A 12290-nucleotide genomic window follows, 5' to 3' on the forward strand; every position below is an offset into this window, starting at 1 on the left:
CTGCCAACAATATAAAGAGAATTGCTCCTTGCGAGCTTCGATTGTTTAGGAAGAAATACGTCATATCCACCGACTTTTGCAACATTGAACCCATCAAGGATGTTGATGTCGAATGAGTAAAGGTATTCTTCATCACTTAAGCGACGAACTTCAATCGTACTCAAACAATCAACAACTTTGTCTTTGTAATTGAGACCAATAGTTTTTCCATATTCGTTCTTTTTTGTTGATGATAGTTCTTTGTACTTCCCAGTTGTTTCACACAAGTCAAAGCTACGCTTTGCTGGGAATTCATCAATTCCAACAGCCAAATTAAAGTTTTCATCACTGTCTTCGCTATCAATTTCAAAATGGAATACAGCAATATTATCTTTACTAAGATTAATTGAGTGCTCATTTTGGACAGGAACAAAAACTGGGGCTTCTTTATCAATTACTGTTTTAGTGCGTGAATTGATATTGGCTAAGCGATCCTCAATGTATTTTAATCTGTCAGTTTGTTCTTTTAGCCCTACACCGGATTGTGAAAAAAGGCTACTTAAATCTGAAGTTAGGTTTCTAACTTCATTTGCATCCTTGAGAACTTCAGCTTTTTCTTGGAACACGACTTTTGCATCACCGATACCAAGCTCTTTTACATTGTTATCTCTAGCTATTTTCAAAAAATCGTTCATTGTTCCCGATGGTATTACTAACCAAAGAGCAAATACCAAAAATGGCCATTTCAAGATAGGTACGAATGACAACGCTAAATCGTGCCTAAACTTCCTAGGTTGCTGTTCTTCCATTGATATCTCCAGAATCGAATTAAATATAACGCCCGCCTAAGGGGCTGGCAACGCATAACGCTAAACTCAAACACAACAGCCATAACCACCGCGGCCAAATGGGACTGGAAACGCCATGCGTTGACAGTCCCTCTTGAGGCGTTTGTTATGTGCCCGAACTCATGGTATACGCCTGATGCCCCGTATGTTCATCTATCTGCTCATTCACCAGTTTGAAACCCTGCGATAAATAGAAGCCATAACTCGACTGATTTTCTTTGTATACAGACAACGTTAGCATTTCTCTTTGGGATTTAGCATGACTGAGCAATCGCTTGCCAATACCTTTACCTTGAAGCTCTGGCTGGACAAATATGGCAGCTAAATTGTTTTCATGTAGTGAATAAAAACCCTCGATTTTAGAACCTATCTCATAAACATAGGTTTCTGAAGCTGGGATATAAAGATTGCGCATATTATCTACTTGGGATTTCCAGAATTCAGGATCGACAAAATCATGAGCTTTTACTGAGGCATCAAGCCAGATTTCTAAAACCGAATCTAAGTCACTTTCTTTGTACTTTCTTATCATTTTAGGACTCTATTTTCAGGGGCACATAACGCCCGCCTAAGGGGCTGACAACGCATAACACTAAACTCAAACACAACAACCGTAACCACCGCTGCTCATTGGGACTGGAAACGCCACGCGTTGACAGTCCCTCTTGAGGCGCTTGTTAGTTTCGTAGCCTATTGTTTAGCAATGACTTTTTAACAAATTTACTTGAAAGTCATTTTACGCAAATGCATCGAGCAAGCACACGTCCAACGCCAAAAGCTGTGAAGTTGGCAGCCAAAACTTAAAACGATCAAGGTTAAGTTGGCCACGGTTAAGAGTCGGCGACAAAGAAAACCAGATCACAGCGATGATGCAGCTATTTGTGAAACCAAACTGACCGTGTTGAACATCCAACAACATTGAAGCTTCGAGGCTTGTTGATTTTCATCGACTTTTAATCCACTGAACTTTCAACGTTTTCTACCAAATCAGTATCAAGCAAATCTCAAAAACCAAATTGTGAGATTTGAATGCTACAAGCTGAATTTTCAGAACCTTGTGCGTGCATTTTTGATGATTTTTCCTGAGAGAAACTAACGCCCGCCTAAGGGGCTGACAACGCATACCACTAAACTCAAACACAACAACCATAACCACTGCGGTTCATTGGGACTGGAAACGCCACGCGTTGACAGTCCCTTTGAGGCGTTTGTTAGTTTCGTAGCCTATTTTGTTTCGCAATAACTTTTAAACACCTTTGCTTGAATGCGATTTTACGCAAAAGTATCAAGCAAGCACACGCTCAACGCCAAAAGCAGTGAAGCAAACAGCCAAAACTCAAAACGATCAGGTTAAGTTGGTCACGATTAAGAGTCTGCGACAAAAAAACGCAATTTCAGCGATGATGCAGCCTTTTGTGAAACAAAACTACCCGTCTGGAACATCCGACAACATTGAAGCATCTAGGCTTGTTGGTTTTCAGCGATTTTGAAACCGCTGAACTTTCAACACTTTCTACCAAAGCAGCATCAACCTTAAAATCAAAAACTAAGTCGTGCAATTTGAATGCTAAAAGCTGATTTTTCAGAACGTTGAATCTGAGTTTTTGATGATTTTTCTAGATAGAAACTAACGCCCGCCTAAGGGGCTGGCAACGCATTATCACTAAACTCAAACACAACAACCATAACCACCGCGGCTCATTAGGACTGGAAACGCCACGCGTTGACAGTCCCTCTTGAGGCGTTTGTTATGTTTCTGGCCACGATGTACGACTTAAGCCATAAACCGCATGATCTACGACGCGACCATTTAAATTTTCTGCACGAGTAATTGTCCCCTCAAGCACGAATCCTAAACGCTCACACACGTTTCGGCTGGGTTGATTTCCCGTTGCTGCCGATATTTGAACTTTTTCCATGTCCAAGTCCGTAAATGCAACGTCTATCAGCTTCAGCACTGACCTACTAACGATACCTTTACCTTGATAGTCAGCACTTAACCAATAACCCATTTCCACTTTTTTCAGTTGATGGTTAATGCTGTTAAAACTGATGTTTCCGACTAATTTGTCTTTATAAATCATGCCACAAACAAGCGATTTACCATCGGCATAATCATGTAATGAGCGGTGGATAAAACTTAAGAAGAACTCTTCGCTGTTTGCGTGAGGAGGCCACGCTAACCATTGGCTCAAATACTCACGCTCTCTACTAACAATTTCGAGGTAGTGAGGCGCAAATTTAGGAGAAACCAAAGCAAGCTTTAGGTCTGTATCAACATCCAATGTAAACATGATTTCCTCTTAGAAACATAACGCCCGCCTAAGGGGCTGGCAACGCATTAACACCAAACTAAAACACAACAACCATAACCACCGCGACTCAATGGAACTGGAAACGCCGCGCGTTGACAGTCCCGCTTGAGGCGTTTGTTATGCGGTTAATAGCTTAGACATGTACAGTTCATTAACATACTCACCGTCGACAACCAGAGAATGGCACTTTAAACCCTCAACTTCAAAACCACATGATTCATAAAGCCTTTTAGCTCTCTCGTTGTGCTGTATTACGGTCAACTCTAGCCGGCTATATCCATGAGAAATCGCCCAACCTTCAAGCTTGTTTACTAATTCTTTTCCAAATCCTTGGCCTGTAACAGCTTGGAGAAGACCAATGACCAAAGACATGCAGTGTTTATTGCGATTGGCTGTATTACCTACACCGACAATGAAACCAAAAGCCTTTTCATCATTGGTCAGTAAATACATCACCTTATTAGATGAATCATTGAATGAGTGAATAATTTGGATTTGCTGCTCCAGTGTGGTTGTCCTTTCTTCTGGTTCAAGCAGCATGAATTTAGACTCTCGATCTAATTGGTACATTAATGACAATACTGACTCTGCATCTTCGACTGTTACTTTTCTAATAATCACTTTTTCATCCATGCTCAAATAACTGCATAACGCTCGCCTAAGGGGCTGGCAACGCATTACACCAAACGCGAACACAACAACCGTAACCACCGCGACTCAATGGGACTGGAAACGCCGCGCGTTGACAGTCCCTCTTGAGGCGTTTGTTATGTAACTATTTAATAGCGATAGAGATTTCGACTTCACTTGCACTTTTATAATATTCAAAGTCTGTTGTGTAAGCTCGTTTGTAAGGACAGCTTTCAGAGCCGAAGTAGCGCCACACATCACCCCAAAGTTCGATAACTACTTGTGGCATTTCACCGGTCGCAGAAAAAGTCACGTACTTACCTGAAGCAACAGTAACTTGTACTGAGTCTGGTAATATTTCTGGTGATAATGTATCCGAGCAAGCGATAACGTCAAAAGCCCCTGTAAAATCAGACTCGTAGTTTGTGTACAAACCAAAAACTTTTGATTTTTCATTTAGCTTTGGAGCCGCATTTGCGTAAAACCTAGCCCAAAGTTCTCCGATTTTTGCAGTAGATGGTGATACCTCATCCGCATTATTAGTACGGATAACAAAGCCTGTAACATCGAAGCTATCCATTTCACTGATGTTCATATTTCCTCCTAGTTACATAACGCCGCATTAAGGCGTGAACAACGCAATACACATCGGCTACCGCATTGCGCCTTAAACACAAAATTCGACGCAAACCGAAAATGCCACGCGTTGTGAATCGCGCTTAAATGCTTTGTTATACGCCCAACACTGAACCTACGATTTTAAGCCAAGCCCCACTTTGTAAGCACGAATTTTTATGTGTATTGATGCACTTTTGTGAGACTAAGACATTCAGCGATTTTTGATTGAAGCGCACTTGAAACACACAACACCAAAGAAAACAGAACTTCAGCAAGCACGTAAGCTTTTGGGCAGACTACTTGATAGGGCTGAGTTTCAACAAACACTACCGCGTCGAATTTGAGCCTGAAGGCTTCGGGAAGATTACCTGATGATTTAACGAAAACACAAGGAAATACAAAGCGATGAACCACAAGAAAAGGTGACTTTGATACAAGGAATAATCAGCAAAACTCGCTCTACGTATAACGCCCGCCTAAGGGGCTGGCAACGCATTTCCACCAAACTCAAACACAACAACCGTAACCACTTTGGATCAATGGGACTGGAAACGCCGCGCGTTGACAGTCCCTCTTGAGGCGTTTGTTATGTTTATGGCGCTCATTTTACAGACAACTTTCCAACCCAATATACCTTAAAAGGGCCTATACCCTTGTGTGACTGCCCAAGAGCAACAACAACTTCTTTTCCTGACTTGAACCCTTCAAATAATGATGGCTCTGAAACCAACGAATTTTCATTTAGTAAGTATTCGCCCTGAGAATTTTCCCAGTAAAACGAATGCTCTAAACCATCCACAATTACTTTCGCAGTATTTGGTAGCCCAACTAGTATTGGACTAAAAGAGGTGTAGTCATATTGAGTGGCATCTAAAATTAGTGCTTCGCTTGACTCAATAGAATAAATCTTACCCGACATCCCCATTTGGATATGCTCTTTATCTACAACTATTCGTTGAGAATCGGTATCAGAAAAAGCAAATGGCGTATAGAAAATGACGCTTAACAATAGTGCTAATAATTTCATTTAAACTTCCTTTTAAACATAACGCCCAATTAAGGGGTGAACAACGCCTCCACCCAAACCTAAAGCATTGTGCCATAAACACTAAAACTGAAGTAGAAGCAAAAGTGCCAAGCGTTGTGAATCCCTCTTAAATTGCTTGTTAGCCGTAATTTGGGAACACTTTTTGTTTAAGCTTTCGCAATAGCCGAGAATAAGATATTACTTGAACATTCGGATGCATCCGATTCCAAGCAGCTTTAAATTCTCTAACCATTTCTGCTTCGGACTCTTCTTCCGTACCGATAAGAATAATACCTCTAGGCTCACGAAAACCTTTAAGACCTAGCTCATCACGCAGATATGCTTGCGATTTTGATGCAGTATCGATGTAGCTTATTAATTGACAAATCCCTTTATTAGAATCTGAGGAAAGATAGACTCTTTTCCCTTTGTGAACAAAAGCGTTTTGGCGAGGACCTTTTAACTCGAGAATAAACCACTGCAAACCATCACTATTTGCACCAGAAATGACGTAATCTGGAATCATCCCACCTTTTGCATCACCCGCAGAAGGGCGCAACTCTAGTTTAGGGTATATCCAAGTTGCATGGTGGCCTGTCGAAAACAAAAAAGCAGTTAAAGCTAATACTTCCGGATTGCGCGCAAAATACTTTTCAACTTCAGTTTCACTTGCCTTACCATTTACTAATGACTCAAGCTCAATGTATTGCGCTTCCGTAACGTCATGCTGCGATACATAATGATCTTTCTTGGGCCAATGTTCAGGCCAATCTTCAAAGATGGAATCTACGCTTGCTGGTCTTATTTTTATCATCCAAATCTCCATTACGGCTAACGCCCGCCTAAGGGGCTGGCAACGCATTACACTAAACTCAAACACAGCAACCGTAACCACAACGGCTCATTGGGACTGGAAACGCCGCGCGTTGACAGTCCCTCTTGAGGCGTTTGTTATGTGTGTGCTGATGATTGCTCTTGTTCTAGCTCTTTTTTCTGCTTGAGCTTAACCTCATCCCAAGAAATACCATTCTCGATTGCAGATACACGTTCTTCATATTTTCGACATGCTCTTTGGACAACAGACTCAATCTTAACTCCTACCTCTTTTTCGAGAGACAGGATCGCATTTAGGTAGTCCCACAGCACATCACCTAATTCATCTTCGAGGTAACAGAGGCGATTCTTAGGAATTTCTTCGACAACTTCATCGACTTCTTTTTTAATCTCAGCCAAATAAGTAGATGAACCTAAATACCAAGAATTACTCTTGTCGAATTCAGATTTACGTTTGGCTATTTCAAGTAATTTATCAAGATGTTGCATTTAACTTCCCACAAAAACACATAACGCCCGCCTAAGGGGCTGGCAACGCATAACACAAAACTTAAACATAACAACCGTAACCACCACGGCTCAATGAGACTGAAAACGCCACGCGTTGACAGTCCCTCTTGAGGCGTTTGTTAGCATTCTTGTTGAAGATTAGCGCACATCATTGAAGCGATGGTTTGAGAATTGGTATCACTTTTCGACAATAGACCATCAACAACACCTTTTTGATTTATCCCTGACTGGTTCTGACTCAACTTCCATTTACCACTGAGGGAGTCTATGGAAATTTCAATACCAACTACCGCTGATAGCATATTCTGAATATAGGATTCAGGGGCGTCCGACATCGACCACGGAACTACCTGCTCTCGCTCATGTTCGGAAGTTAATTGCTCAAGAACTCCAACTATCCACTGAGGATCATGAATAAACCGTATTTTTCCTTTCACATGTACAACAACATAATTCCACGTGGGGACAGCCTTACCATTTTCTTTCTTAGTCGGATAATAGTTCGGGGATATATAGGTATTTGGGCCATTAAAAATTACTAGTACTTCGGATAGTGTCTCCGTGGTTTTCCAGAGTGAGTTGGCCTTAGCTATATGCCCTTTTAAATATAATTCCCCATCCAATTCCATCAAACATAACGGAAGATGATTAGCATAAATCCCCGACTCAGATAAAGTAATAACTGTTGCGAATGGATATTCGCGTATCAACCCCACTAGTTCTTCAATGTTTTCCTGTTTAAACTTCTCTGGAATATGCAAATTTCTCTCCTTGAATGCTAACGCCCGCCTAAGGGGCTGGCAACGCATAACACTAAACTCAAGCACAACAACCATAACCACCGCGGCTCAATGGGACTGGAAACGCCACGCGTTGACAGTCCCTCTTGAGGCGTTTGTTAGGCGATTAATCGACCAACTCTATCCCTAAGCATTCCAATAAATTCAAAGCTTCATAACGAGAAAACTTAGCCCCTTTGACTTGGTTCTCTAACACATTAATTGCGTAATTTGTCGACTCGCTGAAATCCACTTTTTGTAAGTTAGTCCGCATGAATAAACTATGCGTAAAATCGCAGTAACACATTGTTGAACTGGCAAAATTTCCTTCACGGAAGTCCACATCATGCAACTTACACTCATCGAGTGTTAACTCATTCAATGTCAGCCCAAAGAATGAGGCGTCGTTCAAAATACAACGCTGAAATTTAAGCTCAAAATCTAAGTGATAGACAGGCCACGTTGCTCTTGTCCAGTCGATACCCACGAGCTTACTGTCTTGAAATGACACACCAAATAAACGTGCATTGGGGAAACTCGCTAAACTGAGATTACAACGTGCAAACTCGCAACTTACAAACTTGCAGTTTTGGAACTGTACGCCAGACAAATCACAATCTGAAAAATGACATTCTTCAAATTCTATGTCTTTGAAACTATTTTCTGATAACTCAAGCTTCTCGAAGGAAACCTCTAGATACTGCTCACCACTTTTCAAAGATTTCATCGTTTCCTCCAATCGCCTAACGCCCGCTTAAGGGGCTGGCAACGCATACCACTAAACTCAATCACAACAACTGTAACCACCGCGGCTCAATGGGACTGGAAACGCTACGCGTTGACAGTCCCGCTTGAAGCGTTTGTTATGTGCCTGACTGTAATGCCTTTTATGGCATATTTTCAATTCTAGAAACCTACGATTGAGAGCTTACACCGCTTTACGTTTCTAATTCGGAGTTTCTTACAATGGTCATCAGTAAGAGTATCGGGATCCTCAAACCCTTTAAGTAAGGGTAATAGACTGAATAGCCAACGATTTTGCTTACGACAAATGCAGGTCTGTCTAGATTAAGAGTCGGCGTCTTGGGGGCATATTATGCCAAACAGCATTCGATAAAAGTCATGACAAAGAGAACGTAACAAACTGAATTTATTAGGGATGAATAAGAAGAAAAGGTATGTTGAACCCAAAAGCACATAACGCCCGCCTAAGGGGCTGGCAACGCACGACCACTAAACTCAAACACACCAACCATAACCACCGCGGCTCATTGGGACTGGAAACGCCACGCGTTGACAGTCCCTCTTGAGGCGTTTGTTATGCCAATTTTACCCGTTGAGTGTAATGTTCAAAGGCTGTGTCTTTCACATAACCTTCAGACTCATAAAGCGATTTGGCTTTTTCATTGGATACCGCTGTCGCCAGTTTGACTGTTATCGCGTCTGTGTCTTTGGCAAAAGCAGCAACTTTCTGTAGTAAAGCTCTGCCGACACCTTTTTTACATGCATTCTCAGACACATACAGATCGTTTAAATACCACATCCTTTTCATCGAAACTGAGGAAAAGGAAGGATATAGCTGTGCAAAACCTAGAGACTCATTACCTTCTGATAAGGCTAGAAAAATCACTGAGTCACCATTTTTCATGTGCATCTCGATAAATTTTCTAGCACCTTGAATATCACTTTCTTGCTCATAAAACTGACGATAGGCATCAAATAAGATCGCAATGTCAAATAAATTTGAAACACTCGCTTCAATCACTTTCATCTGAACTTCCTTGTTCATAATTGGCATAACGCCCGCCTAAGGGGCTGGCAACGCATTAACACTAAACTCAAATACAACAACCGTAACCACTTCGGCTCATTGGGACTGGAGACGCCGCGCGTTGACAGTCCCTCTTGAGGCGTTTGTTAGGCTTTTTTTACCCAGTTCTCTTTGCTTTTTAGCTCATGGTAAAGGGAATTGGAGTCCTTAAACCAAACCAGTTCGTAAAACTCATTGTTTGTAAACAACAGTTTTACCTTTGGTGTACCTAGAAATTTCGTGTACTCGACAGACACAATATCTTCGTTATTTCTCTGAAAGTTGTAGCCTGAGGCTTGGTGACAAAGTTCAAATCCAGTGTTAGTTACACTAATCGTTTCACTCCGATGGTTGTATAGAGCACCACTATAATGCTGATCGATAAACCTCAATACACACATAATGACTGCACAAATGACTAGACCTGTAGTCAGAGAATCATTTATGACAAAAACTGAAGGTTTGAAATATAAAGTAACTAAGCAAGGGATCAGAAATCCATAGTTAAGCCACTTTAACAATTTCAATCGCCGTTCCAATAACTCAATATCACACTCGTATTTCATTAACCTTCGCCAAAAGCCTAACGCCGCGTTAAGGGGTGCCGGCACGCAATACAAAAGCTTCCGCAAAGCGCCATAAACACTGAACTCAACGCATACTAAAAATGCCACGCGTGCCAAATCCCTCTTAAACGCTTTGTTATATTCATTGCGTGTTACTACCAGTTTTTTTCCACTTCGTAGTAATACCGAATTGCCATACAAAATTTTCGGACGTCTAATTTAATGCTCCAGCTATGCTGATTAAACGTACCTTTTAAAACACAAAACCCATTCCAGTATTTTTTAGTGCTTTCATTACTTACTAGTTCCAACTCAAAAGCTTCAGCATGAATAATTTTATTACAACACTCTCTTAGTGAATTGTCTAAACTTTCCAGAAATCACTTCAACTATATTTGGAAAATATTCATATGCTTCAATGTCTGATGAGTAAAACGCTTCCCCTTCTTCAGGTTCTTCATCAGGAGAGTATGTGTCCTTATATATTCTAGTTTTAGTTGCACATTGAATTAGCAATGAGCTAACATTTTCGCGCAGCCAACCTAAATATTCGTCATAGGAAAAATCCAATTCAGTAATCTCATAGTCATATGTTTTATCATTGGAATATGAGCTATGTAATGCCTCGATATAACTACGGCTTCCCGATACAATTTGTTCTAATAACATTGCATCACTGAATATCTTATTAAAAACTATCGTATGCCCCATGATGCTCCTTTAGAATATAACGCCCGCCTAAGGGGCTGGCAACGCATTACCACTAAATTCAAACACAACAACCGAAACCACCGCGGCTCAATGGGACTGGAAACGCTACGCGTTGACAGTCCCTCTTGAGGCGTTTGTTAGCTTCGTAGCCCATTGTTTAACAATGACTTTTTAAACACATTTGCTTGACATGTATTTTACGCAAAAGCATCACTCAAACACACGTCCAACGCCAAAAGCTGTGAAGTGAACTGCCAAAACTCGCAGCGATCAAGGTTAAGTTAGCCACTTACCGCATTTCCACAAAGAAAGCGCGATTTCAGCGACGATGCTGTTTTTTGTGAAACAAAGTTGACCGAGTTGAACATCCAACAACTTTGAAGCATTGAGACTTGTTGGCTTTCAGCAGCTTTGAAACTGCGGAACTTCCAACACTTTCTACCAAATCAGCATCTAGCAAAATTCAAATGCCAAATTGTGCAATTTGAACACTAAAAGCTGATTTTTCAGAACAAGAAGTTTGGATTTTGATGATTTTAGCCTTTAAGAAGCTAACGCCCGCCTAAGGGGCTGGCAACGTATAACACCAAACTCAAACACAACAGCCGTAACCACCGCGGCTCAATGGGACTGGAAACGCCGCGCGTTGACAGTCCCTCTTGAGGCGTTTGTTATATGCGGAGCTCAATGAATGACATTAGAATATCTTTAACTTGAGCCATAACTAATCCTATGAAATATAAGACAACTGCTGCTATTACACCACCTACAACTGCCTGCACTGTCCAATGCAAAACATATGCATTTTGGCGTTGAAATCTAACATTTGGAAATGTGAGGTCAATACCTTTAAGTACAAGTTGATTTAAATACATCCATAAATTTGAGTAAATTAATAATAAGAATACAAAACTAACGACAAAAGGGCTATCTACAGATAGTAATGGACTTATTTTTTTTGCCAAAACCAGACTAATAATGAATCCTAAAATAACGCCACCAATTTGAACTAATAGTGTTGTCCATTGAGTCCTTATAAAGCCATTCTTGTTTTTTATTCTAGCGATTATATCTCTATATGAAGAATATGCAGATTCTACCCAATCTTTATCTTCGCTCGATACAGCAAGCCAGCAGTTATTTTGATCGTTAACATCAAAACGAAATTCACTATGGCAACCAAATTCTCTACCTGTATTTTTACTTTGTTGAGACTCCATACAAATCACAACTCTTTCGACTTTTTTTGCTGTTTTATAGAATTTCAAAAATTCGTCGATTGAATAAAAGCGATATCCTTTTCTATCAAATCTGAGTACATAACTAACAAATTGCAATTGTCCAGAAGATTTTTCTTGCTCTGTCAGTTTCTCATTAATACTTATTGCTCTAAGCAAAAACTCATCACTTATATCTTTCAATACACTCTCATCAACCGTTATATTTTTTATTGACTCATCTCTCAGATATCGTCCCATATATCACTCATCTCTCTCTAGCATATAACGCCCGCCTAAGGGGCTGGCAACGCATTAACACTAAACTCAAACACAACAACCGAAACCACCGCGACTCAATGGGACTGGAAACGCCACGCGTTGACAGTCCCTCTTGAGGCGTTTGTTATGTTGCACTACTCACTTGATTAGGTCATACACCTCAC

The 12290-nt window shown here is 40.8% G+C and carries 15 protein-coding genes and 1 pseudogene; all 16 read right to left on the reverse strand.

Going from position 1 to position 12290, the window contains the following annotated elements; genetic code table 11:
- The coding region (locus D908_RS03685) for a hypothetical protein (protein ID WP_005526643.1) at nt 1-788 on the reverse strand (788 nt) is incomplete at its 3' end.
- 145 nt (nt 789-933) lie between these two features.
- Nucleotides 934-1359, reverse strand: coding sequence for an N-acetyltransferase (locus tag D908_RS03680; RefSeq protein WP_005526646.1), 426 nt, complete (start codon nt 1357-1359; stop codon nt 934-936).
- A gap of 204 nt (nt 1360-1563) precedes the next feature.
- Complete coding sequence (locus tag D908_RS03675) at nt 1564-1746, reverse strand: DUF645 family protein (RefSeq protein WP_005526648.1); 183 nt, start codon at nt 1744-1746, stop codon at nt 1564-1566.
- A 353-nt stretch (nt 1747-2099) separates the two neighbouring features.
- Nucleotides 2100-2156 (reverse strand): hypothetical protein, encoded by a 57-nt coding sequence (locus tag D908_RS23225; protein ID WP_390622369.1) that lies wholly within the window; start codon nt 2154-2156, stop codon nt 2100-2102.
- Between the two features lie 419 nt (nt 2157-2575).
- Nucleotides 2576-3121: a GNAT family N-acetyltransferase gene (locus D908_RS03670; RefSeq protein WP_005526650.1), complete on the reverse strand. Its 546-nt coding sequence runs from the start codon at nt 3119-3121 to the stop codon at nt 2576-2578.
- Between the two features lie 138 nt (nt 3122-3259).
- Nucleotides 3260-3775, reverse strand: a complete 516-nt coding sequence (locus tag D908_RS03665; protein ID WP_005526652.1) for a GNAT family N-acetyltransferase — start codon at nt 3773-3775, stop codon at nt 3260-3262.
- Nucleotides 3776-3917: 142 nt separating this feature from the next.
- On the reverse strand, nt 3918-4367 hold the full coding sequence (locus D908_RS03660) for a GyrI-like domain-containing protein (RefSeq protein WP_001026799.1): 450 nt from the start codon (nt 4365-4367) through the stop codon (nt 3918-3920).
- A 624-nt stretch (nt 4368-4991) separates the two neighbouring features.
- Nucleotides 4992-5417: a hypothetical protein gene (locus tag D908_RS03655; RefSeq protein ID WP_005526655.1), complete on the reverse strand. Its 426-nt coding sequence runs from the start codon at nt 5415-5417 to the stop codon at nt 4992-4994.
- Between the two features lie 139 nt (nt 5418-5556).
- Nucleotides 5557-6231 (reverse strand): Shedu anti-phage system protein SduA domain-containing protein, encoded by a 675-nt coding sequence (locus D908_RS03650; RefSeq protein WP_005526657.1) that lies wholly within the window; start codon nt 6229-6231, stop codon nt 5557-5559.
- Between the two features lie 137 nt (nt 6232-6368).
- A complete protein-coding gene (locus D908_RS03645; protein WP_005526658.1) occupies nt 6369-6740 on the reverse strand; it encodes a MazG nucleotide pyrophosphohydrolase domain-containing protein in 372 nt (123 codons plus the stop codon).
- Nucleotides 6741-6880: 140 nt separating this feature from the next.
- Nucleotides 6881-7522, reverse strand: coding sequence for an FMN-binding negative transcriptional regulator (locus tag D908_RS03640; RefSeq protein WP_005526660.1), 642 nt, complete (start codon nt 7520-7522; stop codon nt 6881-6883).
- 145 nt (nt 7523-7667) lie between these two features.
- Nucleotides 7668-8267: a pentapeptide repeat-containing protein gene (locus D908_RS03635; protein ID WP_005526662.1), complete on the reverse strand. Its 600-nt coding sequence runs from the start codon at nt 8265-8267 to the stop codon at nt 7668-7670.
- Nucleotides 8268-8858: 591 nt separating this feature from the next.
- The gene (locus D908_RS03630) at nt 8859-9311 is read right to left on the reverse strand and encodes a GNAT family N-acetyltransferase (protein WP_005526665.1); all 453 of its coding nucleotides are present in this window, start codon (nt 9309-9311) and stop codon (nt 8859-8861) included.
- A 944-nt stretch (nt 9312-10255) separates the two neighbouring features.
- Nucleotides 10256-10627: a hypothetical protein gene (locus D908_RS03620; RefSeq protein WP_005526669.1), complete on the reverse strand. Its 372-nt coding sequence runs from the start codon at nt 10625-10627 to the stop codon at nt 10256-10258.
- 197 nt (nt 10628-10824) lie between these two features.
- Nucleotides 10825-10872: pseudogene (locus D908_RS23230) on the reverse strand (DUF645 family protein); the annotation flags it as partial.
- Nucleotides 10873-11298: 426 nt separating this feature from the next.
- The gene (locus tag D908_RS03615; protein WP_005526671.1) at nt 11299-12105 is read right to left on the reverse strand and encodes a hypothetical protein; all 807 of its coding nucleotides are present in this window, start codon (nt 12103-12105) and stop codon (nt 11299-11301) included.
- Nucleotides 12106-12290 lie beyond the last annotated feature (185 nt).

The sequence above is a fragment of the Vibrio mimicus CAIM 602 genome (assembly GCF_000338875.1).
Classification (GTDB): Bacteria; Pseudomonadota; Gammaproteobacteria; order Enterobacterales; family Vibrionaceae; genus Vibrio; species Vibrio mimicus.